Origin of the sequence: Bradyrhizobium sp. AZCC 1610 (assembly GCF_036924515.1) — a bacterium.
Lineage (GTDB): Bacteria > Pseudomonadota > Alphaproteobacteria > Rhizobiales > Xanthobacteraceae > Bradyrhizobium.
This window is the reverse complement of sequence record NZ_JAZHRR010000001.1, coordinates 3013092-3031360: the sequence shown is the minus strand read 5'-3', so window position 1 is coordinate 3031360 and position 18269 is coordinate 3013092. Positions and strand designations below refer to the sequence as shown.

Genomic DNA, 18269 nt, shown 5'->3' with positions numbered 1-18269 from the left:
GGATCACACTTTCTGGGCGATCGCCCGGTCGATCCAGGCGTAGATTTCAGGGTTGTCGCGTCGGGCCGCGATCTGGATCGGCGTCAGCCGATTGACGACCGTCTCTTCGCTCGCGCGGCCTTTCAGCTTCGCGGCAGCCCAACAGCCGTGGTTGATCTCGTGCTCGAGGATTTCGGCGAAGAGCGAGTCCGGCATGTCGGTGCGGACCCTGATCTCGAACGTGAAGATGTTGCATTCACCGTTGCATCTCGCCGCCTCTGCTTCGAGCGGATCCCAATGGATCAGCGTGTACTCGGCGATACCGATCTTGATGATCGAGGGCAGCGCGTTCCTGTCCGGCACCTTTCGCCGGCTCATGGTCGCCAATCCTCAATGGAGCACTTCCGGGTGACCTTGGTCAGCTGGTGCGCTTCCACGGTGACGAAATCCGGATGCGGAATTTCTGGTTGATCACCGTCCCATCCCATCACCTTCAGCATTCTGCGAAGTTCGGACGGGTAGAGGCTGAACATCAGGGCCGAGAACTCGACCGCATGCGACACCTTCACCTTGCCGCCCGGCATCTGCTGCCGCGTGGTCGCGGAGTGGAAACCCAGGACGGCTCGATCGGTGAGGCAGACGTTCTCCTTCGGGACCAGTCCCAGGAACAAGGTGCAGGCGGACCAGCACTCGCCGTCGACGATGATCCTCTCTCCGCTGTCGCGGATGTCGGTGTATTTTTTGACGTAGTCGACGATGATCCCGCCGTTATCCTTCTGGATAACCACAACGGCACTGGCTGGCAGCCAGGCAGACAGGAGCATCGCGCCCGCGAGGGCGATGGATTTCAGAGCATTCATTGGCGTGGCTCAGGTAGGCGCCGCCGGCTATCAGCCGATTGATGGGCCGATCAAAAGCGCAAGCGCAGTGACGAGCAGTAACGGCACGAGGACGTAGGCGATGCGGTCAAAAGTCTTGAGGCCATTCACTGTCGTGCCTCGACCGGCGTGAAGCGGAATGCCGCTTCGATCGAGGCCTGCCAGATGACATAGTTGAAAAGGAATACGGAGAATGGAAACGGCATGATCACTTCCTGTGGTGTGGTGGAAGGAACGGCTCCTCGAAGAGCCCCTTCTCCATTGCGACGATGCGAACCGCGGCCATGACATCGTCGGCCCGACGCGCTTTGATGGCTGCGACCGGCGTGTCGCCGGCCAGGATTTCGTTGCTTGTCTGCATCCAGAACTGCGCCTCGATCGGCCCGATCAGCTTGTCGAGATGCTGGATGGCCTTGAAGGCGACCGCGGCGAGCGGGCTGGTGGAGATTGGATCAGGCCTTGTCATGGGTCAGCTTCATCACCTTGCCGCCCGAGTACGGGTCGAACTTCATGGCTGCCTTGACCGCCTGCACTGCGTCGGCGCCCATGAACATGGCGCCGAGTGCGAACTCCTTGCCGCTGCCGATCGCAACGTACGGAGCGCGCCACTCGATCGTGCCGTCGCACTCGAACATCTCGACCTTTCCGCGGGGGCTGATGACCAGCGCCTTGGTCTCCTCCTCGACCGGCGGATCGCCCTCTTCTCCTTCGAGAAACCAGCGCTGGAACGCCTGCACGATGGAAGCGTGGCCGGCCCCGCCGCAGAGCGCTCCGTCTTCGCGACGGACGATCTTGCAGATGTTGCCGATGATGGAGGTGCCCGCGATCATCCGAGTATCGGCGGCGAGGATGCCGTCGCGGTAGACGATCGTAGTCATGCGGACTCCGCGACAGCGATCATCAGTGCGATGCCGGCGGCAAACGCGATCAGGATCTGAGTGACTTCAATTGGCATTCCGGCCCCGCATCAGGAGAATGGTGACAGCCAGCGGCGTGAAGCGCCGCCACATGAATTCTGGGTAGCCGTGGAGCTTGGCGAGATCCTTGGCGATGCGCTCGTGCGCCGGCATGTTGAGCAGCTCAAGATCTGCATCATCGAAGCCAGACACCCGGCTCTCTTCCAGCTTCATCAATCGGAACGCAGCGGCAGCGATCAGCAGCAGGACGCCCACGACAATGCAGTGGACGCCGACGCTCATATCGCGAACTCTCGGCGCAGCGCGGCGACAACCCTGTCCATCGCGAAGCGGACCAGGATGCTGTTGACGTCCTTGTCCGGCACGTCGAGCCACTGGACCGTCTCACCGGATGTGGCCTCGGTGCCGATCGGATCGGGGCACGGCGAAGGGTTGCCGTAGCGGATGATGCGCGTGGTCTTCGGCTGGTGAGTGCCAAACCGCTTCCACGCGGCCAGCTCATCCTCCATGACATCGAGTGCGAGGTCGACCAGTCTGGTCTGCTCCTTGTCTTCGCTCATCCCATCCTTCCGGTTCACATGCATCGCGGCACCACCGCGCAATACGCGGCGATGTAGAGCCACAGCCAGAAGGCCGGAGCGAACGCGGTGATCAGCGCGATCTCAGCGAAAAGCGCGAGCGCAAATCCAATCAGGTAGCGTTTCATGCTCCGGCCTTGGCAATTGGTGACCCGAGCTGCCGAGGCAGGCTGCGGGCTCTGTGAAACTTGTTCAGCGCTCATTCCACGGCGGATGATCGGAGGCGCTTGCCATCCAGTTCAGCGCCAGGATTGTCGCCGCGGCGATCGCCAGTGCGCCGCCGGTCAGGAACAGCAGCTTGATGGTCAGCGACCCGAGGGCCGCGACGAACGCGAGATCCTCCATCATCGGGCGCCGCCGTTCTCGATGACGAAGCGGAAGACCTTCCGGACGTAGTAGAAGCCGACGAGGACGATGCCGAAGATGGCCGGCGGGGCGATCAGGCTGATCGCGTACCGGGCAGGGGTCATTCGGTCCTCGGAGTTGAATTCATGCAAACGTGCGGGCAAGGAAGTTCCCTTGCCAGGAACCGGACTGGATCATCCGGTCCCCGGGTTGGGGCTTGTCGTTTGCACGAATGCTAACGTAGCAAATCCAGTACAGGGATAGGCGGGTTTTGTCAAGGGACGGTTTGCGGGGATGCAAACGGGAACCCGGACCGGCCGGCTGCGGAGATTGGCCGGCTGGATCTCCCCATGGTTTGCAGTCATGCCCGGTTCAGACCCGGGCGTTCGGCGGCGTGTCGGGTGAGTCTCTGGCGCGAAGCGCCCGCCGGCCCTCGCCTCTCAGCTCGCTTACTTGAATGTTCTGTATCGGTTCAATGTTGGTTATATATCTATTAGTCGGCAGCTGCTGCCGGTGGTACCGGCGACAGTTGCCGGTGGTACCGGCAGCCATTGCCGGTGGTACCGGAAGCTATTGCCGCTGGTGCAGAATGTCGCAGCGGCAGCAGCTGCCGGTGGTACGAGTTTCGGAATGACCGCCCTCACCCGCCGGCCCGACAAGGATCGCCAAGGATGGTTCGTCTACTTCGGCGACGTCCGTGTCGGTCACATCGGCAAACGCTCTGGCGCACCGCTCCATGAGCCACAGTGGAGCTGGTCCTGCGGTTTCCATCCCGGATGCGATCCCGGCCAGCAGGTCCACGGAACTGGAACGGACTTCGACGACGCACGCGCGGAGTTCGAGAAGGCCTGGGCGCGGCTGGCCGCCACGCGCACCGAGGCGCACTACGAGATCTGGCGCCAGTCCCGCGACTTCCACGCCTGGAAGGATAGGATGCACGATGAGGGCTTGAAGCTGCCGACGCAGATCAAGACCGGCCGTTCGCGCTGCTTCTGCGGCGAGGAGATCAGCAATTCCTCGATCACGAAGCATATCCAGGCGGCGCACCGCGGGATGGGAACGTGAGGTTCTGCGCCCGCTGCGATAGCTGTCGCTGGGTCTGCGAGAACCATCCAGACCGGCCATGGCTTGGAGACCGTGCGTGCTCCTGCGGCGGCGCCGGGGCGCCCTGCCCGATCTGCAATCGTAGCGACCCCGAAGATCCTGATGACGTGCCTAAGTTGCCGGATGGCTTTGTCGGAACACGAAAGCGCTGACTCGCATTCCGGCCGGCGATCACCTAACTTGGACTCCGTCCGGACGGAGTTGCGTATGCGTCAGTCACCCTCGATCATTCCCACCGATCGACTGGATCGCGACATCTACATCGTGCTGGAAGATTTTCGTTCTGGCGCCGCATGGCGCGAGACGGACGAGACAGCGACCGACTTCTCCACCCTCATGGATTACCTCCTCACCGGCCAGTTCGACCAGCCGCTGCGCGTGGTGGCTTTCAATCCAGCCGAAGGCTGGTCGCGCGACGCTTCCGAAGACGTCGCCGAGGCGCTGGCGCGGCGGGTGGCCCTGGAAGACCGGGAGATCTCGGAGGGGCTGCAGGAGTTCATCGAGAGCCACACCGGGCGCGCGGTGAGTGTGCAGCTGGCCCTTCCGCTGCTCGTCTGAGGACTCGCATTCCAGGTCTCGATGCATATCTGCCGGCCATGCCCAAGCACATTGAGTTCTGCATACCGACCGCCGGCAAGGCTGTGCCCAGCGGGCCGGATTGGATCCACGAGGTAAAATACGACGGCTACCGGATGCGCCTGGAGCGCGACGGCAACCGCGTGCGGCTGCTCTCCAAGAGCGGCCACGACTGGACCAGCCGGTATCCCTGGATCGCGGAGACCGCGCTGAAGATCCGCAAGAGCCGGTTCATCATCGACGGCGAGGCCGTGGTGCTGAACGTCGACGGGGTATCCGACTTCAACGCCCTGCACTCCCGCAAGTATGACGAGGACGTCCAGCTCTACGCCTTCGACATCCTAGCGTTCGATGGCGACGACCTCCGGAAGCTGCCGCTGCATCTGCGCAAGCTCAACCTGGCACAGCTCCTCCGCGGTCGAGCGCAGGGCATCTTCGTGGCGCCGTTCGAGCGGGGCGAGATCGGGCCGGATCTGTTCCAGGCGGCCTGCCAGATGGGGCTCGAGGGTTTGGTCTCGAAGCACCGTGAGCGTCCCTATCGCGCCGGCCGGTGCGACCACTGGGTCAAGGTGAAGAACCGCAGCCACCCCGCCACGAGCCGCGTTGCCGACCAGTTCGCTTGACTCAGCGCGAAGCGCTCGGCTTGAGTGCGATGCTGTATGTGAAGCAAAGGACAGATCGTGCGCCCACCAAACGAAGGAAGATTGGCTAAGAATTACTCGCGAAAGGCCTCTGTTCTGAGTGCAATACTTGTTTCCGTTGGTATCTTATCGTTTCCAGCCGCGGCTGCGCCGCTCACGCTGACCGATATGTTTGTCGCCTGCGAGGAAGATTATTATCTTCGCTTCAAGGCGATTTTTGAGCGGGAGCACCTGACCCTCAAGGATCTCGACGCGATGGGTAAACTCAGCGAAGCAGGAATCGCCGGCGGCATTTGTCACAGATTCAACAGTGGCAATACCGTCCATGTTGACGAGGTGAAGGGAGACCTCTCCTGTGTGCGTCTTGAAGGAGCCAAAACCTGCTTCTGGGCCGTGACAAGGACGGTGAGATAGAGCACGAAGCGCTCGCCGCTATCGAAGCGATTGATGCCGCGCGGTGGTAAGTTCAACTTGGTCACATGAGCAAGGACGGTCGAATCGGCAGCGTCCGCGCGGAAGGAAGGTCAAGCCGTTATGATCGCGAAGGTCGGAACACCGGAGGCCGAGGAGCTAAAGCGCCACAAGCGAGCAATCTTCGACCTGACCCAAGCGTTAAAGATGGCTCGCGAGCGCGCCACCTTTACAATCGAATGGAGCGAACAGCAGCGCGAGCAGATCGACGATGCGATTAAGGCTGGGGAGAGTATGTCGTGGCGCGCGTGACCGACGAGCGAAAGATCGTCGGTCGATGAACAGGATTTCGAGAGATAGCGCTGCTACTCGTGTCGTGTGCCGCCGCGCTGGCGCCGCACTGAAAGCAAAATGGCCGCAGATTGCCCTGCGGCCCACCGAAAAAAATAATGCTGCCGTGATGAAATCGCCTGCCCCGGTGCGGGGTAGTAGTGCCTCAGCTTTATTGCAGTTTCGTTTCAGCGCCCCCCGTATGAGTACGGTGCCGGCGCGGGTCGGATGCTCTCTTCAGCGCGAAGCGCTCGCTACCCACGCCCGTCGTGGCCTAGAATGGATTTTTCTTGCCGACGCTTGAAAGAACTCCTGGGAACATCGCGGTCACGGCTTCCCGGTGCTTGCCGCACTCTCCGGCGAGATCCCTGCTCTTGAGTTGCTCCATGCCCGAGGCCTTCAGGCCCCTCTGACTGGCCTGCCAGACAGTGTCCCGCTTTTCCTTCGGCACGCGGAGCTCATCTAGCATCGATGCGATCCGGTCCTTCAGTTTCGCGATCTCCGGCGGCTGGAACGCCTCGCTTCGATCCGCGCAGAAATCCGCCAGCGCGAACGATGTCAGAAGAATAGTCGTCGGCGTATCGATGTCCCTCTTCGGCTGAAGCGGAGGATCGATTCCAGTGCCGCCTTTGGCGGCATGCTCCGCAATCACGAGATCGAGCATTTTGGTGACCTCGGCCCAGACCTCCGTGCCCTGGTGTCGCCCCATGAACTCCCGCGCAATATAGGCTCGGTCGGCCGTCTTCTTGATGACCTTCAGGCGCTCGACTTCAGCGTCGGTCAGTTTGCCGCCGCGGTCCTTGAGCATTTTTACCTCGGCCAATGCGTCCTGGCCGCTCTTGACGTCAGGAGTCCCCTGGGCGAGTGCGGCATTCATCGGCAAAGCGACAAGGCTCAGCAACACGAGGACGTGCGCGAATTTCATTTTGATATCCCCCACGCCCGCCGTCAGATCGTCGAGACGGTGAGTTGCAGCCAGACCTTCTCCTTCTTGGCGTCCATCCACTTCAGGTAAAAATAGACGTCGCCCTCGCCCGCATTCGTGAACAGGTGTGACTGACAGAAACGCTGGCCGTCCGCCTCGACGGGCGGCTCGGGTGTCTGAGGCTTTGCATTGTCGCCGCTCAGGGGGCCGATGCTTCCGACTTGGACGACCTTTACGCCATACGGCGACTGATGGATGGCGTTGACCAGCAGCTCGCGGGTGAACTTGCTGTCGCAGGCCGGCATCTGACCGGCAACCATCTTGGGTTCGTCGGATCCGTTGCAGCCGGCAAGCAAAAGGAGGACGGGGAACAAAAGCAAACGCATGAATTAGCCTCAGATGAATGTGGCGTTTTCCTGCCAGCCCTGCGGACGATTTGCAAGCCAGCAATTCGCATTCGCCGGAAACATTTGCACAAGGAACGTTTGCTGCGCACGGGGATTGCCCACGGCGCCGCGGGGATCCTAAACCTCACTGCGGCGCGATCCGGGGACGGCCCCAGTCATCGGTCACGGCTGACTGGGGGCCAGTCGCGGCCACGCGGAACAATTCACAGCCTCATGGCGTTGCAGCCGACTATCGTTTCTACATTGGGGATCTCATGCCAAATTCGAAGAAGAAAGCGCCGGTCACCCGGCGGGAATACACTCGCGATGACGTCAAGTCTCTGAAGGCGCACTCGAAGGCCAAGACGCCGATAGCCAAGATCTCCAAACAGATGAAGCGCACAGTGCCTGCGTTGCGGGCGAAGGCGCACCAGCTCGGAATCGGCCTGGGCCACCAGCGCTGAGGCCTCGCACCCGGTTTGTTCACACGACGTTCCATCGTGATTTGCACGAACGTTTGCGGGTAGACGGCGTTGGCGTTTGCGTGCTGGACTGCATGCCACGAGGTGGCCCGGCCTCTATGCCCCCAAAGCCCCCAGACCGGGCGTCCTCCTTCCTCGCCGGTCGCTCATGCTCGGGCGGCCGGCGCGGACTGGAGCTTCTATCAGCGCGAAGCGCTCGCTACCCACGCCCGTCGTCGAGACGCTCCTGGTCCCGGCGGGCCAGCCATGACAGGCCGTCGGCGAGGTCGTCGGCGTCCTCAGCACTAAGGCCGGAGAGGGTAACGTTGTCCCGACAGGCCACCTGTCCCGTCATCGCGTCGATGATTGACCAGCCGAAGGCATCGCGGCGGATGGTGTACCGGGCAAGCTTGGGTTCGCGGGTCATGGGGCATTCTACATTCAGCGCGAAGCGCTCGCTACCCACGCCCGCCCGGTGACCACCCGAACAAGGGGGTACTTTGGAACAGGCCGGGGGGTGTCACCAAAAAGCTACGGCGTTTTCTGACAGGGTCGTGCGCATCGAGGTATTCCGAGTCAGCATATCGACCGGCACGCGGGGTGATTCCCTCGGCGGCCCGTTTTGGGCTGAATGCCTGTGCCTGCAGGGCTGGAGGCTGATTTCCTCGACCGGAGCCGCGCCGCGGGCCGTGTTGGTCTCTTCCAGGGCGAAGCCCTCGCCGGTCATGCGCGCCAGCGCGCCGTGAACCTCCCGAGAAGGGGGGTCTTTTCCGAGGGCCGCCCCCTCTCGCGGCCCGCCAGATTTGCACGAATGCGCACAGGCTCTCAAACCGCTAGGGAAGCCCATGGAGGGGCCCGCCAGATCGGGGCTCCAGAGCGCCAGGCGTAGGCCGCCAGCTCCTCCCCGCCCTCGGCTGATGATCCAGGGCATCAGATCGTCGCATCCCCTCGCCCCAGCTCGTAAATGGCCTTTTAGGCGTAGAAAGTTTTGGGGTGACGCCCGACCGAGGGGGCTACGTCAAATAAAAAATTCTTCTTCCAAATCGACCTGCCGTAGTTTTTTCTTCCAAATAATAGACTAGACCAAAGTATTAGATGAATGACTGAAAACAGGTATTTTAATACAGGTATGTTCTTGTTTTGGTCCACATCTTTACAGCGTAAACATTCCAATTGCAAAAGGCGTTTCGATCATTCGTTTGCATTGGTCATAAGTCATTGAATGCAAAGGAGAATTGTTGTTCGATGCAATTGCATGGATCAATCTAGAATGCAAAAGACAATGGAAATTCTCCTTTGTTTTCAATGACTTATTTTTATAGTTCTCAATTCGATTTGGGCTGATATTGTCTATTTGTGCCTGCATATAGCGGGAGTTGGCAAGGGGTTTCGCCCCACGCGCGTTTGAAAACGTAGTTTTCAGAGCACGGGAAAGCCATGTCTGAAACTGAATTTTCCTCCGGACACCCGGACAAACGAAAGGACGAAAGCAAATGACCAACCCGGCAAACAATCCCAAGACGCTAGGGCAGATTGCCCTTTCCAACGCGGTCCGTTCCGTCTCTGGCGTTGATAGCGCGTGCTATGACGCTACCGTGGCACTCGGGCTTGTTCTAGCTGCAAAGCAGTTGGAACGGATGGAAACGGGCGAAACGCTGGAAAGCGAAACCAGTATCAAGGCCAACAAGGCCACGTTCCGCGCCTTCCTGAAGGAATTCGCCTTCAAGGGCAACCCGGTTTGGCGCGATACGCAACACCTTGTTGCGGGTTTCGCGGCAATGAAGCCGGAAACGCGGCGCAAGGCGGCGGCCGAATACGTGGACAAGAAGGCCAAAGGTTCCCGGCTCATTGACGGGCTGGCGCGGCTGAAAACGCAATCGTTCCGCCTGATGGCTGACGTTGTGACCAACCATGCCGACATGCTCCGGAACCTCAAGGCCTTGAAAGAGGCTGGCGCGGACGCACAAGGGCAGATGGCGCATTTCGCCGAATTCGTGGCCACGTCCTACGGTTCCACGTATGCGGAACTTGAAAGCGCGCTTTCGCCAACCCCAAAGGCAAAGCCGGAAACCAACCCGATTGACGCCATCGTTAAGAAGGCGGGCGATATGACCATGACCGATTTGGCCATCCTCGCCGAGCGCATTCAGGCGCTTTACGTGGAACGGGTTGCAACGGAAGCCGCCGTTACGGAAGCCTTTGCGGACGCGGACGCGGAAGCCATCGCGGAAGCCACTCCGGAATTGATCCAAGCCGCGGCCTAAGTTCCCTCACAACCCACGGAGTAGCTGGAACCTCCGCCCTACGGGGCGGGGGCTTCTGGCGTGCTCAAGTCCCGGATTTTCTCCGGGGCCCCGGATGCACATCCAACGTTTCATTTAGTCAATTTTCGACAGTCCACACGACACCCCCACCCCCTCTTCACTGAGTTTTCCCATGACCTTCCGAACCGCTGCGGTCCGCCGCAACGTGGCCGATAACCTGCGCCGCGAACACGCCATCCCCCACGCCATCAGCGACGACGACATCCTCTCCCTGCGCGAGGAGCTGGCGTTCATGGATGCCGACGAGATGCACGGCTACCTGCGCGAGGAACACGCACGCCTCGGCTGCTGGAGCCAAGTCGTCGCCCGCAACCTCTCCCTCGAATACGCCTGAGATCCCCATGTCCAAGAACATCGCAGCCATCCTGCGCTCGGTCGAGCTGGCCAAGCAGCAGCGCGTCAAGCGTGCCAAGACCACCGCGCCCGTCGAGCCTGTCACGGTCGACGAGGACGCCGAGTCGTACGCCCGGTTCAACGACTTCCTGACCGAGTACGACACGTTCGACATCCCCGACTGCAAGGCAGTCACGCCTGGCCTGGTCAAGGTGTCGCGCAAGGCTGAGCCCAAATCGATCTACTCGCCGGCTCCCTCCGGTCCGATCAAGTTCGAGCGCCCCCGTAAGCGCCGTACGCCCGATCGGTCATCTGGCCCGGACTGCGAGCTTCCGCCCGATCCGCGTCAGCACCGAACCGTCACCGTCGAGGACGCATCCGGCCGTGCCCGTGGCGTCATCCGCATCAACCCGTTCTCCAAGCGCATCGCCGTCTCCGGCTTTGGCCTGACCGAGAGGACCAAATGAACATCCTGAACCGCAAGATCGACAGCGCGCTCGAATACGCCATCGGCATCACCTTCCTGCTGGCCATGGCCTATGCCGGATGGACCCTCGGAGGCATCCATGCCGGCGTCATCTAAGCGAACCGGCATCGGCTCAGCAGCTGCACGCCTGCGCGAGCTGATCGAGACGCGCCCCTCGCTGTTCGACCAGACGGCTGCGATCAACGCCCAGTTCCGCGAAGCCATCCTCAAGGACGAACGCGGCATCCAAGCCCATCGCTACGTCGATGACTGGCTCGAGCGCCTCACACCGATGCGCCGCTGAGCGCTGAATTATCAACATCTAGTCACGCAGGGAGTGTCCAGCCGTGATTTTGAACACTCTGATACCGATATGGCACCTGCGCACGCTATATGTTGTGGTCGCAAGGGTGCAAATCCAGCGGATTGGCGAGCAAATGCAAATTCGCTTTTATGGCGCAGGCAAGAGGCGGGTCGACGAACCTAACGCTGGTTCTCCGGTTTGTCGCTGCAAACGCTGTGGATCTCGCAAATCCTGACTGCAAACCGGCTGGTTGGAGTGGCTCTGAGGATCACGCTGTCCCCCTCTCCATCCCCTGTCCCGTCTCTCTCTGTCCCTTATGCACCTACGTCTCTGGCTAATGCCTGAGGTGCTGTTGGTCCGGCGGCCCGCGAAATCCGGGCGGCCCGTTTAGCGCTGATTTTCTTGAAGATTTGATCTGTCTGCCCTGGCTCTGCCGGGCTCAACACGCATGGAGGAACCAATGCGCAATCGTCTCTTGCACCTGTACCAGACCTACTCTTGCCGGTCCGGCATTACCCCCTCCCAGTCGGCGGTGCTGGCCGAGGCGGCCTGCGTTCTGGGGTCTCGTGGCATCCCGGCTGATGTGGTCCGGAACACGGTCGAGGATCTCGAGTCGGCCTTCGAAATCGGGATCGTAATTCCCTCGCGGCCAGTTTTTTCGGGATTTATTTCCGAATTATCGAGGGCCTGATCAGGGCCTTCCGACCCTCCCTTTCTCTCACACAAACATGGCCGAAATTTGCTCTTGCATTTGCATGAAAGCTAGTGCAAACGAGGCCGCAACGGAGACGCACATGCGTATGTTCACCTGCAAGCTACTCGGTTTCGCCGACGCAATCGGCGCACCGGTCAATCAGATGCCGCTGTCGGGCGTGGTCAAGGCCCTGGTCGTGATGGGCGAGGATCACGACAAGATCGGCGGCAGCAAGGGCGAGGTGTGCGTCACCTCTGCTCTGCGCTCGATCGACTTCGAGCGTCGACTGCTCGTCACCCAGAACAACGTCTACCAGTTCTGAGGTGCGGCCATGCTGTTGATCCACAATATCGACCCGGCCGTGATCGAGTCGCGGGACCGCGCGATGAAACTCGCCGACTACTACCTGCGCAAGGGCGAGGACGCATTCACCTTCGAGAACGAGGCCGGACGCGCCTACGTCATCACCCGCAAGATGGGCGTCGAGCCGTTCATGGCAACCGGCGACAAGCTGGTCGGCTACGCCTCGTCGCGCCTCGCTGACGTGATCGACCTCGTCTGGTCTGAACCGGGAAAGGCTTGAGCCATGCGGAAGATATCCGAAACCCTGATCGCCGCCAGGGCGATCATCGCCGACCCCGCGCACTGGACGAAGCACGCCCACGCCCGGGATGCGGCCGGCGAGCCGGTTACCCTCGACGCCCCGAACGCCACCTGCTTCTGCCTCGATGGCGCGATCGCCAAGGCATCCGACGTTCACATCGATGCGTTCGGCCATTGGGTCCGGGACGAGCACTACTTCAAGACATCCGAGTTTTTGCGCGGGGTCCTCCAAGAGGCCAGCGGCAAGCACAGTTATGTCGCGGTCAATGATGGCTCGGCATATTGCAACGACGAGACCGGCCACCCCGGCGTTCTGGCTCTCCTTGATCTTGGCATCGAGAAGGCCAAGCAGGCCGAGGAGGTGCAGTCGTGAGGAAGCGCACCAAGAAGCAGCAGGCGGCCGACGCTGCCCGCATCCAGCGCGCGGTCACCGGGGTGCTGATCCCCATGACCTCGATCACCGCGGTCTACGCCTTCGCCGAGCAGCTGATCGCTGACGGCGCCGACGATGCGCAACTGGCGGCCGGCGTCCGCAAGTTCATCGGGACCTGAGCCATGGCGAACAAGCCTGACGATCTCGCCTACACCCGGAAGATGGCCAAGGTGACGCACGTCTCGATCGGCGAGGCCTACACCGACACCTTCGCCTTCGAGGCGGATGCCCGCACGTTCTTCGCCGAAGTTACGGCGACGCAGACGATCATCTTCGCCTCTCTGCATGTCAGGGAAGGCCGGAACTACCGGCTCAAGGCCGTCCACAACAACCTCGAAGGCCTGGAGCTGGACTGATGAAGTTCAAAAAGGGCGAATGGGTCAAGTCGGCCCGGCGCGGCTCGAAACCGTCGTTCATCGGCCAGATCGTCGACATTTCGGAGGGCGAATACGTCGTCCGAGATGTCGAGAAGCTGCGGTGGTTGCGCACCGAGGCCGAGCTGTCGCCGGCACACAAGAAGGAGGCAGCATGATCCTGACTGCGAAGACCGAAGGCGCGTTCTGCGTCGCTGCTGCCCTCCCCTGCTCGCTGCCGATCGGCGGCTGGCGGGTGGATGTCGACCCCGACATGATCGAGCTGCTCGATCGTGAAGACTACATCGAAACCTCAACCATGGAGGAGCGCCATGCTCACCCTTCGGCGGCTTGACGCCTTCGACGCCGATCGCCTGCATCGCAAGCTCAACCGCATGTGGCGGGAGGGCGACGAGCGGATGGCGAAGCGCTGCTATCGGATGATGTGCAGGGTATACCTGCACCTGCATCGGACGATGATGGTGGCCCATGCGACAAGGTGAACTTACCATGATCGCGTCGGGCTCTGGCGGCACCTGTCGGACGTTCGAAGAATTTCAGGCGCGCATCCGGGCATCCGCCCGCATCGTGACTGAGGCCGATCTGTACTGGCGGGCGAACCGCTGGGATCCGGATCTCGCCCGCGCGCTTGATGCCGAGATCATGGTGAAGAGCTGCAGTTCGCTCTTCAAATCGAACAAGTCGAACCCTCCCGAGGTTGGGAGGATCTATCGACGATGAGGCCCCGGTGGTGCGGTAAAGCGGTCCGCACCAGAAGGCAGGGGAAATCCGCAGCGGCTTCAAACTAGGGTCTAGGAGATATGGCGTCCCGCACGCCAGCCGAGGATGACCCGCCATACACAGAGCAGGACGTTCGCGATCCCGGAGAAATGGGTAGCGTATTTATATGGTTGCCGCGACCCAAACGCGGTGGCGAGGCCGGCGCTATCCGGCCATCCAATTCACACGAGGACGCTGTCGTGTCGATCCAACAGATGCAGACCAAATGGCTGCGGCAGGCTGATGCAGAAGCGGTCGCCAAGGCGAACAACGACAACGATCCCGACTGGACCTACGAGGCCAAGCAGGCCTCCGATGGCCACTGGTATGTGGCCGTCTTCGACGAGGACGGCGAACATCTTGGAGTCCTGTGATGCGAAACCTGGAAGAGAAGCCTTACACGCTTGATGAACAGCGCGTCGCTGAGTTCCTCTGCAACAAGGGCGTGGGCGGCGGCGATGATCCGATCGGCTTCTTGCTGGCATCGTACGAATACCTCGTTCACGAGCGGAACGAGCTACGGAAGCAGTCCAGCTGAGTTTTGACCGGTGAACCGCGAGCGACCGGACGCAGAGTGGGGCCAGCAGCCCACAAACCATCTGCTGGGGCCTTTCGTCCCCTCACTGCGCCGCCTGCCTTGTGGCGTTCGCGAGCTGCAGTGGGGGGATGTCACGAGATCGAAGCTGCAACGGAGAACGACCATGAAGTAAGCGACCCCGCCTAGACCCCACCATTACGAGAGACCGACTACCTTTTGACCGGAGAAGCCGGGAGCGACCGGACCCAATGCGTGACCAGCGGCACGCCAACAAATCCGCTGGAGCTATTCGAATGGGCGGGAGGGCGGCCTCCCTAAAGCGCGAGAGACTGATCCCGGCTCGCCGCCCACAAATTCCACCTGCGCCCCAAAGGATGCAGTGCGGTTGGAGAGAAACCTGCTGACACACGCGCCGACCCCGGCGCTTTCTGTGCAGCGTTGGAGAGAGCACTCGCGAACCGCAACCACGCCCGAGGTGCGCCTTGGGGTTTGTTTGAATGCAACGGATGGCAAATGAGCAATATCGAAACTGAGCTGGAAGCGATGATCGATCGGCACGGCCTCACCCATGTCGTCAACACGCTGGCCGTGATCTGCACCGAGAAGGCTGAGCATCTCCGCACCAACTGGCAGGACTCCCGCACAGCCAAGGCCTGGGAAGCTGATGGAAAGACGCTCGATAAAGCCGCGCGTTTGATCTGCTCGGACTGCAAATGAACCCCTTCGAGTTTTACGACGCCGGTTACCTCGCCGGCTTCGAAGGCGATGATGCATGCCCGTATCTCGCCTTCACCTTTCCCTGGCTGTGGTGGCACGTCGGCCACGCGGCTGGCCACCACCACATCTGCTCCCTTTGGGAAGCAACCCTCCACTTCGAACAGGACTGAGCCATGCAGCGAATTTTTGTAGTGCAAGGAGAGCACTGGAGCGTCCCCGGCAAACCGATGACCGCCCATGCCACCATGGGTCTGGCACAGCGTGAAGCTAACAAGCTGGTCAACATCATGCTGGCCGACGCCAAGCTGCCGCCCATCACAGAGGATGCCTCCGATGAAGAGCGCGACAGCGCCCTTGAGCGCGTCCGGGAAGATTCGATCAACGGCGGAACTGACTGCGACGTCTGGATTACGCCGCTGGATGTGGAGGAAGAGGCATGAGCCGGCGCAAGAACCAGCCCGAGACCAATGTCGAGTTCGTCACCCGGCTCATGGAGTTCAGCAACTACGGCGCGCTGGCTCAGATCTTCGTCATCGAGGCATTGCGCCGTTGGTCCGACCTCGTCGCTGATGCAGAGCCGGCGAAGGTCGATTCCCCGATGATTTCCGGTCATGCCTGGGTCGGCGTGGCCAAGGAGATCAAGGCCAAGCTCGAAGAGAGGGTGTGATGCCCTTCAAAACCTGGGAATTCAGCGGCCTGCTCCGCGAGAAGCAGCTGCGCGCAGCGGTGATTGCCGCCGGGATCAATCCCTTCCTGCTCGTCGAGACCGAGCACTTCTTCTTCTACGACGATGCCGAGGAATGGCTCGAACAAAACACCGTCCAGGGCGGAGACGCCCGGGCCGTCAAATACAAGGCAGGCGACGGCTCCGAGCGGTGGCTTGTCGGCGCGAAAGTGTGAGGAACTGACGATATGGCGAAACAGCCCGAGACCATCACAACGACCTATCCGATCATCGACACCGCGATGGCGGCCTACATAGTGCTGGAAGACAGCCGGCTCATCGTCGGCAACACGCTTCCGGAGGATCATCCCTTCAAGGAAGCGGAGATGTCGATCACCGACTGGTGCAACAACTTCGGCGCTGCAACGATGCGCAACCGCGCCTGGGACTTGTCTCCCCTGATCGAGAACGTCTGGTGCTCCCTGACCGAGAAAGAGCAGGAGGACATCTGCTGGGACTTCGAATTCGTTCCGGAGTTCATCCTCTACTGCATCAAGTTCGACGACCACAGCGAGTACCTCAAGCCGGTGGTCGATCGCGTCGATGCACTGGTCGATACCTATCGCAAAGCCCGCAGCACGGCCGAGGAGTTCAAGGGATCGTGCCCTCCCTCCTCCCGCCAGCGCGACGAGTTCATCCGGCAGTGCAAGGCGGAGGCCGTGAAGCAGTGGGCGTACGAAGACCTGGTCACCGACGATTGCCCGTCGCGCAACAACTACACCGGCAGCCGCATGCAGCAGGCCTTCGAGATCGGCGAGAAGCCGGCCGAATTCGTGAAGTGGCTCGGCGAGAAGTACGACCTGACCCCGGCTAACGAATGGTTCGGGAGGGGCTGATGCCGGCGACCCTGACCGCGGCCAACGCTGAGGAAATCCACGACCTCATCACCTGGCTTGATGACCACCCGGCCGATGTCAGTTCGCAGTGGCGCGATGCGACGGCGCACTGGCTCATGGTGTTCGTCGAGAACACCGACGCCTTCCCGGCATTCATCGCAGTCCCCGAGGAACTCATCGAGACGCTCGATGCGGTGATCGAGGACTGGGTCGAGGTGCTGACCGCCCACAACGAAGACTTCCTGACCGAGCTTAAGATCGGAGCCTGAAATGACCGTCTCTGCCTGCGATTACATGGACTACCTCAACGACGCTCTTGGTGTCGATGTCGACTCGGAGCACGGCGCCGAGGAAGCGACAAACGCGGCTCTCGCCGAGGTCGAAAGGCTCAAGCGCGTCGAGCAGGCGTTCAACGCTAAGACGCAACCTCCCATGGACCGTCTGCTTTATCTGGTCGCGCCGACGCACGATCAATGCCCTGTCGACGACGAGGGCGTGGTCAGCCGCGACCTCTTCGTATGGGCAACTGACGCCAGCGAAGCCGTCAAGTTCTGGCGCGACTACTACGAGATCGGCGACGACGAAGACCTTGAAGAGTACCCGCTTGGTATCACCGACAAGGTCCGCGTCTTCGAATGCCCCATCATGCCGGCCGGCGCAACATCCGCCGCTATTGGCTGGGGCGACATCCACGCCTACGGCGCAACGACAACAGAACGGACGGAACTGCCATGAAGAAGCGAGCTTTCATCACCATGACCCTGGCTGTCGACCTCGACATGGTAGCCGGCCCCTGGGACAAGCCGTCTGACTGGACCGACGCGATGCAGCGTCAGTTCCATGCGGCGGCCTGCTATCACCCCGAGTTCACGGTCCATGAGATCATCGAGAAGGTCTACGACTACGTCGAGGGACAAGGCTGGGTCCGCCCGGAAGCCGTGACCATCGCCGACCGTATGCTGAAGGTCGAGGAAGTCATGGGTACGTTCAACGTCAACAGCGATGTTGACGTGATCGAGCAGCGTATCCACCAGATCGAAACCATCATCGCCGATAGCGGCGGACCCGGCAGCATCGACCACATGCCGGAGCGCAACTCTGACGACGCCGTCGACGAAGACGGCTGCCCAACATGGTGAGTTCGATGAGGGATTGGATCAACGTCCACGTTTCCCCTTACGCCGTAGACGACGGCGAGACCGACGTGATCATGATGTGCGTTGTCGGACCTCGTGGCGGCACCCGATCAACCGATGTACTGACCTTGGAGCAGGCTCGCACGCTGCGCGCTCAGCTCGACGAGGTTATTGCCCGGTTTGATGATCGCCCACGGGATCGCATCCGCCTCTATTCGATCAGGGATATCGGCCACTTCCTGCAGGAGCTGGTTAGCATCAAGGGGTTTTGCCCCATCGAGCAGACGCGCAACGCGCTGGTGATAGAGCAGTCCACCACGAGCGGACATCTGTCGCAACGCTTCAAGATCACAATCGAAGATACGCCGGCCGAGCCGGTGTGACCACCCATACATCGCAAACAGGAACAACAGCTATGGACGCTGATCGACTTTACGTGTCTGAACGTGCCGCAAGGCAGGCGGCCAGTGACGCCATCACTGCAAAGAAGGCTGACA

Annotated in this window: 44 protein-coding genes; 32 read left to right on the top strand and 12 right to left on the bottom strand. The window is 61.1% G+C overall.

Annotation, left to right across the window (positions count from 1 at the left end):
- Positions 1-3: 3 nt before the first annotated feature.
- From V1279_RS14885 to V1279_RS14845, 9 genes are all read right to left on the bottom strand, one after another.
- Positions 4-357: a hypothetical protein gene (locus V1279_RS14885; protein ID WP_334437039.1), complete on the bottom strand. Its 354-nt coding sequence runs from the start codon at positions 355-357 to the stop codon at positions 4-6.
- Positions 354-839: a hypothetical protein gene (locus V1279_RS14880; RefSeq protein WP_334437037.1), complete on the bottom strand. Its 486-nt coding sequence runs from the start codon at positions 837-839 to the stop codon at positions 354-356. The genes V1279_RS14885 and V1279_RS14880 overlap by 4 nt, the downstream gene beginning before the upstream one ends.
- Before the next feature lie 226 nt (positions 840-1065).
- On the bottom strand, positions 1066-1323 hold the full coding sequence (locus V1279_RS14875) for a hypothetical protein (protein ID WP_334437035.1): 258 nt from the start codon (positions 1321-1323) through the stop codon (positions 1066-1068).
- On the bottom strand, positions 1310-1735 hold the full coding sequence (locus V1279_RS14870; RefSeq protein ID WP_334437032.1) for a hypothetical protein: 426 nt from the start codon (positions 1733-1735) through the stop codon (positions 1310-1312). Before V1279_RS14870 ends, V1279_RS14875 begins: the two co-directional genes overlap by 14 nt.
- A 66-nt stretch (positions 1736-1801) precedes the next feature.
- The gene (locus tag V1279_RS14865; RefSeq protein ID WP_334437029.1) at positions 1802-2056 is read right to left on the bottom strand and encodes a hypothetical protein; all 255 of its coding nucleotides are present in this window, start codon (positions 2054-2056) and stop codon (positions 1802-1804) included.
- Complete coding sequence (locus tag V1279_RS14860) at positions 2053-2334, bottom strand: hypothetical protein (RefSeq protein WP_334437027.1); 282 nt, start codon at positions 2332-2334, stop codon at positions 2053-2055. The genes V1279_RS14865 and V1279_RS14860 overlap by 4 nt, the downstream gene beginning before the upstream one ends.
- 14 nt (positions 2335-2348) lie before the next feature.
- A complete protein-coding gene (locus V1279_RS14855; RefSeq protein ID WP_334437025.1) occupies positions 2349-2480 on the bottom strand; it encodes a hypothetical protein in 132 nt (43 codons plus the stop codon).
- Positions 2481-2544: 64 nt separating this feature from the next.
- Entirely contained in the window at positions 2545-2700 is a 156-nt protein-coding gene (locus tag V1279_RS14850; protein ID WP_334437023.1) for a hypothetical protein, read from the bottom strand.
- Positions 2697-2822: a hypothetical protein gene (locus V1279_RS14845; protein WP_334437021.1), complete on the bottom strand. Its 126-nt coding sequence runs from the start codon at positions 2820-2822 to the stop codon at positions 2697-2699. The genes V1279_RS14850 and V1279_RS14845 overlap by 4 nt, the downstream gene beginning before the upstream one ends.
- A 505-nt stretch (positions 2823-3327) precedes the next feature.
- Here V1279_RS14845 and V1279_RS14840 point away from each other — a divergent pair.
- The 5 genes from V1279_RS14840 (at position 3328) to V1279_RS14820 (ending at position 5741) form a co-directional block, all read left to right on the top strand.
- Positions 3328-3762, top strand: coding sequence for a hypothetical protein (locus V1279_RS14840; RefSeq protein ID WP_334437018.1), 435 nt, complete (start codon positions 3328-3330; stop codon positions 3760-3762).
- 246 nt (positions 3763-4008) lie between these two features.
- On the top strand, positions 4009-4359 hold the full coding sequence (locus V1279_RS14835; protein WP_334437015.1) for a hypothetical protein: 351 nt from the start codon (positions 4009-4011) through the stop codon (positions 4357-4359).
- Positions 4360-4397: 38 nt separating this feature from the next.
- Positions 4398-5000, top strand: a complete 603-nt coding sequence (locus V1279_RS14830; protein ID WP_334437013.1) for an ATP-dependent DNA ligase — start codon at positions 4398-4400, stop codon at positions 4998-5000.
- 81 nt (positions 5001-5081) lie between these two features.
- Positions 5082-5432 (top strand): hypothetical protein, encoded by a 351-nt coding sequence (locus V1279_RS14825; protein WP_334437010.1) that lies wholly within the window; start codon positions 5082-5084, stop codon positions 5430-5432.
- A gap of 120 nt (positions 5433-5552) precedes the next feature.
- Positions 5553-5741, top strand: a complete 189-nt coding sequence (locus V1279_RS14820; RefSeq protein WP_334437007.1) for a hypothetical protein — start codon at positions 5553-5555, stop codon at positions 5739-5741.
- A gap of 292 nt (positions 5742-6033) precedes the next feature.
- Here the strand turns inward: V1279_RS14820 and V1279_RS14815 are convergent, their stop codons facing one another.
- Both V1279_RS14815 and V1279_RS14810 read right to left on the bottom strand, forming a co-directional pair.
- Entirely contained in the window at positions 6034-6684 is a 651-nt protein-coding gene (locus V1279_RS14815) for a hypothetical protein (protein WP_334437005.1), read from the bottom strand.
- Positions 6685-6707: 23 nt separating this feature from the next.
- Positions 6708-7070 (bottom strand): hypothetical protein, encoded by a 363-nt coding sequence (locus V1279_RS14810; protein ID WP_334437003.1) that lies wholly within the window; start codon positions 7068-7070, stop codon positions 6708-6710.
- Between the two features lie 275 nt (positions 7071-7345).
- On the opposite strand from V1279_RS14810, the gene V1279_RS14805 reads away from it, so the two are divergent.
- Positions 7346-7534: a hypothetical protein gene (locus V1279_RS14805; protein ID WP_334437001.1), complete on the top strand. Its 189-nt coding sequence runs from the start codon at positions 7346-7348 to the stop codon at positions 7532-7534.
- 217 nt (positions 7535-7751) lie between these two features.
- Here the strand turns inward: V1279_RS14805 and V1279_RS14800 are convergent, their stop codons facing one another.
- Entirely contained in the window at positions 7752-7958 is a 207-nt protein-coding gene (locus tag V1279_RS14800) for a hypothetical protein (protein WP_334436999.1), read from the bottom strand.
- Positions 7959-9024: 1066 nt separating this feature from the next.
- On the opposite strand from V1279_RS14800, the gene V1279_RS14795 reads away from it, so the two are divergent.
- The 26 genes from V1279_RS14795 (at position 9025) to V1279_RS14670 (ending at position 18155) form a co-directional block, all read left to right on the top strand.
- Entirely contained in the window at positions 9025-9795 is a 771-nt protein-coding gene (locus tag V1279_RS14795) for a hypothetical protein (protein WP_334436996.1), read from the top strand.
- Positions 9796-9967: 172 nt separating this feature from the next.
- Positions 9968-10189 carry a hypothetical protein gene (locus V1279_RS14790; protein WP_334436994.1) on the top strand — a complete coding sequence of 74 codons (222 nt, stop codon included), beginning with the start codon at positions 9968-9970 and terminating at the stop codon, positions 10187-10189.
- A gap of 7 nt (positions 10190-10196) precedes the next feature.
- Positions 10197-10655, top strand: a complete 459-nt coding sequence (locus V1279_RS14785) for a hypothetical protein (protein WP_334436991.1) — start codon at positions 10197-10199, stop codon at positions 10653-10655.
- Positions 10656-10754: 99 nt separating this feature from the next.
- A complete protein-coding gene (locus V1279_RS14780; protein WP_334436988.1) occupies positions 10755-10958 on the top strand; it encodes a hypothetical protein in 204 nt (67 codons plus the stop codon).
- 460 nt (positions 10959-11418) lie between these two features.
- Positions 11419-11649 carry a hypothetical protein gene (locus tag V1279_RS14775; protein WP_334436986.1) on the top strand — a complete coding sequence of 77 codons (231 nt, stop codon included), beginning with the start codon at positions 11419-11421 and terminating at the stop codon, positions 11647-11649.
- A 103-nt stretch (positions 11650-11752) separates the two neighbouring features.
- Positions 11753-11974: a hypothetical protein gene (locus tag V1279_RS14770; RefSeq protein ID WP_334436984.1), complete on the top strand. Its 222-nt coding sequence runs from the start codon at positions 11753-11755 to the stop codon at positions 11972-11974.
- 9 nt (positions 11975-11983) lie between these two features.
- Positions 11984-12235 carry a hypothetical protein gene (locus V1279_RS14765; RefSeq protein ID WP_334436981.1) on the top strand — a complete coding sequence of 84 codons (252 nt, stop codon included), beginning with the start codon at positions 11984-11986 and terminating at the stop codon, positions 12233-12235.
- A gap of 3 nt (positions 12236-12238) precedes the next feature.
- Positions 12239-12628, top strand: a complete 390-nt coding sequence (locus V1279_RS14760; protein ID WP_334436978.1) for a DUF6197 family protein — start codon at positions 12239-12241, stop codon at positions 12626-12628.
- On the top strand, positions 12625-12807 hold the full coding sequence (locus V1279_RS14755) for a hypothetical protein (protein WP_334436975.1): 183 nt from the start codon (positions 12625-12627) through the stop codon (positions 12805-12807). The genes V1279_RS14760 and V1279_RS14755 overlap by 4 nt, the downstream gene beginning before the upstream one ends.
- 3 nt (positions 12808-12810) lie before the next feature.
- Positions 12811-13044, top strand: a complete 234-nt coding sequence (locus V1279_RS14750; protein ID WP_334436973.1) for a hypothetical protein — start codon at positions 12811-12813, stop codon at positions 13042-13044.
- Entirely contained in the window at positions 13044-13220 is a 177-nt protein-coding gene (locus V1279_RS14745) for a hypothetical protein (RefSeq protein WP_334436970.1), read from the top strand. Before V1279_RS14750 ends, V1279_RS14745 begins: the two co-directional genes overlap by 1 nt.
- The gene (locus V1279_RS14740) at positions 13217-13396 is read left to right on the top strand and encodes a hypothetical protein (protein ID WP_334436967.1); all 180 of its coding nucleotides are present in this window, start codon (positions 13217-13219) and stop codon (positions 13394-13396) included. The genes V1279_RS14745 and V1279_RS14740 overlap by 4 nt, the downstream gene beginning before the upstream one ends.
- The gene (locus V1279_RS14735; protein WP_334436964.1) at positions 13374-13544 is read left to right on the top strand and encodes a hypothetical protein; all 171 of its coding nucleotides are present in this window, start codon (positions 13374-13376) and stop codon (positions 13542-13544) included. The genes V1279_RS14740 and V1279_RS14735 overlap by 23 nt, the downstream gene beginning before the upstream one ends.
- A gap of 7 nt (positions 13545-13551) precedes the next feature.
- Positions 13552-13782 (top strand): hypothetical protein, encoded by a 231-nt coding sequence (locus tag V1279_RS14730; RefSeq protein ID WP_334436961.1) that lies wholly within the window; start codon positions 13552-13554, stop codon positions 13780-13782.
- A 239-nt stretch (positions 13783-14021) separates the two neighbouring features.
- A complete protein-coding gene (locus V1279_RS14725) occupies positions 14022-14195 on the top strand; it encodes a hypothetical protein (protein ID WP_334436958.1) in 174 nt (57 codons plus the stop codon).
- The gene (locus tag V1279_RS14720; RefSeq protein WP_334436955.1) at positions 14195-14359 is read left to right on the top strand and encodes a hypothetical protein; all 165 of its coding nucleotides are present in this window, start codon (positions 14195-14197) and stop codon (positions 14357-14359) included. The genes V1279_RS14725 and V1279_RS14720 overlap by 1 nt, the downstream gene beginning before the upstream one ends.
- Positions 14360-14872: 513 nt before the next feature.
- Complete coding sequence (locus V1279_RS14715; protein WP_334436953.1) at positions 14873-15076, top strand: hypothetical protein; 204 nt, start codon at positions 14873-14875, stop codon at positions 15074-15076.
- Positions 15073-15246, top strand: coding sequence for a hypothetical protein (locus tag V1279_RS14710; RefSeq protein WP_334436951.1), 174 nt, complete (start codon positions 15073-15075; stop codon positions 15244-15246). The genes V1279_RS14715 and V1279_RS14710 overlap by 4 nt, the downstream gene beginning before the upstream one ends.
- Before the next feature lie 3 nt (positions 15247-15249).
- Positions 15250-15516 carry a hypothetical protein gene (locus V1279_RS14705; RefSeq protein ID WP_334436949.1) on the top strand — a complete coding sequence of 89 codons (267 nt, stop codon included), beginning with the start codon at positions 15250-15252 and terminating at the stop codon, positions 15514-15516.
- Positions 15513-15743: a hypothetical protein gene (locus V1279_RS14700; protein WP_334436947.1), complete on the top strand. Its 231-nt coding sequence runs from the start codon at positions 15513-15515 to the stop codon at positions 15741-15743. Before V1279_RS14705 ends, V1279_RS14700 begins: the two co-directional genes overlap by 4 nt.
- A complete protein-coding gene (locus V1279_RS14695; protein WP_334436944.1) occupies positions 15743-15976 on the top strand; it encodes a hypothetical protein in 234 nt (77 codons plus the stop codon). Before V1279_RS14700 ends, V1279_RS14695 begins: the two co-directional genes overlap by 1 nt.
- 12 nt (positions 15977-15988) lie before the next feature.
- Positions 15989-16636: a hypothetical protein gene (locus V1279_RS14690; protein ID WP_334436943.1), complete on the top strand. Its 648-nt coding sequence runs from the start codon at positions 15989-15991 to the stop codon at positions 16634-16636.
- Positions 16636-16905, top strand: a complete 270-nt coding sequence (locus V1279_RS14685; protein ID WP_334436941.1) for a hypothetical protein — start codon at positions 16636-16638, stop codon at positions 16903-16905. The genes V1279_RS14690 and V1279_RS14685 overlap by 1 nt, the downstream gene beginning before the upstream one ends.
- Position 16906: 1 nt before the next feature.
- Positions 16907-17371, top strand: coding sequence for a hypothetical protein (locus V1279_RS14680; protein WP_334436939.1), 465 nt, complete (start codon positions 16907-16909; stop codon positions 17369-17371).
- Positions 17368-17775 carry a hypothetical protein gene (locus tag V1279_RS14675; protein WP_334436937.1) on the top strand — a complete coding sequence of 136 codons (408 nt, stop codon included), beginning with the start codon at positions 17368-17370 and terminating at the stop codon, positions 17773-17775. The genes V1279_RS14680 and V1279_RS14675 overlap by 4 nt, the downstream gene beginning before the upstream one ends.
- 5 nt (positions 17776-17780) lie before the next feature.
- Complete coding sequence (locus V1279_RS14670; RefSeq protein ID WP_334436935.1) at positions 17781-18155, top strand: hypothetical protein; 375 nt, start codon at positions 17781-17783, stop codon at positions 18153-18155.
- Positions 18156-18269 lie beyond the last annotated feature (114 nt).

What these genes read in the sequence shown, in the direction of transcription:
- V1279_RS14885 (WP_334437039.1), bottom strand. Translation starts at nt 357, where the DNA reads ATGAGCCGGCGAAAGGTGCCGGACAGGAACGCGCTGCCCTCGATCATC.
- V1279_RS14880 (WP_334437037.1), bottom strand. Translation starts at nt 839, where the DNA reads ATGAATGCTCTGAAATCCATCGCCCTCGCGGGCGCGATGCTCCTGTCT.
- V1279_RS14875 (WP_334437035.1), bottom strand. Translation starts at nt 1,323, where the DNA reads ATGACAAGGCCTGATCCAATCTCCACCAGCCCGCTCGCCGCGGTCGCC.
- V1279_RS14870 (WP_334437032.1), bottom strand. Translation starts at nt 1,735, where the DNA reads ATGACTACGATCGTCTACCGCGACGGCATCCTCGCCGCCGATACTCGG.
- V1279_RS14865 (WP_334437029.1), bottom strand. Translation starts at nt 2,056, where the DNA reads ATGAGCGTCGGCGTCCACTGCATTGTCGTGGGCGTCCTGCTGCTGATC.
- V1279_RS14860 (WP_334437027.1), bottom strand. Translation starts at nt 2,334, where the DNA reads ATGAGCGAAGACAAGGAGCAGACCAGACTGGTCGACCTCGCACTCGAT.
- V1279_RS14855 (WP_334437025.1), bottom strand. Translation starts at nt 2,480, where the DNA reads ATGAAACGCTACCTGATTGGATTTGCGCTCGCGCTTTTCGCTGAGATC.
- V1279_RS14850 (WP_334437023.1), bottom strand. Translation starts at nt 2,700, where the DNA reads ATGATGGAGGATCTCGCGTTCGTCGCGGCCCTCGGGTCGCTGACCATC.
- V1279_RS14845 (WP_334437021.1), bottom strand. Translation starts at nt 2,822, where the DNA reads ATGACCCCTGCCCGGTACGCGATCAGCCTGATCGCCCCGCCGGCCATC.
- V1279_RS14840 (WP_334437018.1), top strand. Translation starts at nt 3,328, where the DNA reads ATGACCGCCCTCACCCGCCGGCCCGACAAGGATCGCCAAGGATGGTTC.
- V1279_RS14835 (WP_334437015.1), top strand. Translation starts at nt 4,009, where the DNA reads ATGCGTCAGTCACCCTCGATCATTCCCACCGATCGACTGGATCGCGAC.
- V1279_RS14830 (WP_334437013.1), top strand. Translation starts at nt 4,398, where the DNA reads ATGCCCAAGCACATTGAGTTCTGCATACCGACCGCCGGCAAGGCTGTG.
- V1279_RS14820 (WP_334437007.1), top strand. Translation starts at nt 5,553, where the DNA reads ATGATCGCGAAGGTCGGAACACCGGAGGCCGAGGAGCTAAAGCGCCAC.
- V1279_RS14815 (WP_334437005.1), bottom strand. Translation starts at nt 6,684, where the DNA reads ATGAAATTCGCGCACGTCCTCGTGTTGCTGAGCCTTGTCGCTTTGCCG.
- V1279_RS14810 (WP_334437003.1), bottom strand. Translation starts at nt 7,070, where the DNA reads ATGCGTTTGCTTTTGTTCCCCGTCCTCCTTTTGCTTGCCGGCTGCAAC.
- V1279_RS14805 (WP_334437001.1), top strand. Translation starts at nt 7,346, where the DNA reads ATGCCAAATTCGAAGAAGAAAGCGCCGGTCACCCGGCGGGAATACACT.
- V1279_RS14800 (WP_334436999.1), bottom strand. Translation starts at nt 7,958, where the DNA reads ATGACCCGCGAACCCAAGCTTGCCCGGTACACCATCCGCCGCGATGCC.
- V1279_RS14795 (WP_334436996.1), top strand. Translation starts at nt 9,025, where the DNA reads ATGACCAACCCGGCAAACAATCCCAAGACGCTAGGGCAGATTGCCCTT.
- V1279_RS14790 (WP_334436994.1), top strand. Translation starts at nt 9,968, where the DNA reads ATGACCTTCCGAACCGCTGCGGTCCGCCGCAACGTGGCCGATAACCTG.
- V1279_RS14785 (WP_334436991.1), top strand. Translation starts at nt 10,197, where the DNA reads ATGTCCAAGAACATCGCAGCCATCCTGCGCTCGGTCGAGCTGGCCAAG.
- V1279_RS14780 (WP_334436988.1), top strand. Translation starts at nt 10,755, where the DNA reads ATGCCGGCGTCATCTAAGCGAACCGGCATCGGCTCAGCAGCTGCACGC.
- V1279_RS14775 (WP_334436986.1), top strand. Translation starts at nt 11,419, where the DNA reads ATGCGCAATCGTCTCTTGCACCTGTACCAGACCTACTCTTGCCGGTCC.
- V1279_RS14770 (WP_334436984.1), top strand. Translation starts at nt 11,753, where the DNA reads ATGCGTATGTTCACCTGCAAGCTACTCGGTTTCGCCGACGCAATCGGC.
- V1279_RS14765 (WP_334436981.1), top strand. Translation starts at nt 11,984, where the DNA reads ATGCTGTTGATCCACAATATCGACCCGGCCGTGATCGAGTCGCGGGAC.
- V1279_RS14760 (WP_334436978.1), top strand. Translation starts at nt 12,239, where the DNA reads ATGCGGAAGATATCCGAAACCCTGATCGCCGCCAGGGCGATCATCGCC.
- V1279_RS14750 (WP_334436973.1), top strand. Translation starts at nt 12,811, where the DNA reads ATGGCGAACAAGCCTGACGATCTCGCCTACACCCGGAAGATGGCCAAG.
- V1279_RS14745 (WP_334436970.1), top strand. Translation starts at nt 13,044, where the DNA reads ATGAAGTTCAAAAAGGGCGAATGGGTCAAGTCGGCCCGGCGCGGCTCG.
- V1279_RS14740 (WP_334436967.1), top strand. Translation starts at nt 13,217, where the DNA reads ATGATCCTGACTGCGAAGACCGAAGGCGCGTTCTGCGTCGCTGCTGCC.
- V1279_RS14735 (WP_334436964.1), top strand. Translation starts at nt 13,374, where the DNA reads ATGCTCACCCTTCGGCGGCTTGACGCCTTCGACGCCGATCGCCTGCAT.
- V1279_RS14730 (WP_334436961.1), top strand. Translation starts at nt 13,552, where the DNA reads ATGATCGCGTCGGGCTCTGGCGGCACCTGTCGGACGTTCGAAGAATTT.
- V1279_RS14720 (WP_334436955.1), top strand. Translation starts at nt 14,195, where the DNA reads ATGCGAAACCTGGAAGAGAAGCCTTACACGCTTGATGAACAGCGCGTC.
- V1279_RS14715 (WP_334436953.1), top strand. Translation starts at nt 14,873, where the DNA reads ATGAGCAATATCGAAACTGAGCTGGAAGCGATGATCGATCGGCACGGC.
- V1279_RS14710 (WP_334436951.1), top strand. Translation starts at nt 15,073, where the DNA reads ATGAACCCCTTCGAGTTTTACGACGCCGGTTACCTCGCCGGCTTCGAA.
- V1279_RS14705 (WP_334436949.1), top strand. Translation starts at nt 15,250, where the DNA reads ATGCAGCGAATTTTTGTAGTGCAAGGAGAGCACTGGAGCGTCCCCGGC.
- V1279_RS14700 (WP_334436947.1), top strand. Translation starts at nt 15,513, where the DNA reads ATGAGCCGGCGCAAGAACCAGCCCGAGACCAATGTCGAGTTCGTCACC.
- V1279_RS14695 (WP_334436944.1), top strand. Translation starts at nt 15,743, where the DNA reads ATGCCCTTCAAAACCTGGGAATTCAGCGGCCTGCTCCGCGAGAAGCAG.
- V1279_RS14690 (WP_334436943.1), top strand. Translation starts at nt 15,989, where the DNA reads ATGGCGAAACAGCCCGAGACCATCACAACGACCTATCCGATCATCGAC.
- V1279_RS14685 (WP_334436941.1), top strand. Translation starts at nt 16,636, where the DNA reads ATGCCGGCGACCCTGACCGCGGCCAACGCTGAGGAAATCCACGACCTC.
- V1279_RS14680 (WP_334436939.1), top strand. Translation starts at nt 16,907, where the DNA reads ATGACCGTCTCTGCCTGCGATTACATGGACTACCTCAACGACGCTCTT.
- V1279_RS14675 (WP_334436937.1), top strand. Translation starts at nt 17,368, where the DNA reads ATGAAGAAGCGAGCTTTCATCACCATGACCCTGGCTGTCGACCTCGAC.
- V1279_RS14670 (WP_334436935.1), top strand. Translation starts at nt 17,781, where the DNA reads ATGAGGGATTGGATCAACGTCCACGTTTCCCCTTACGCCGTAGACGAC.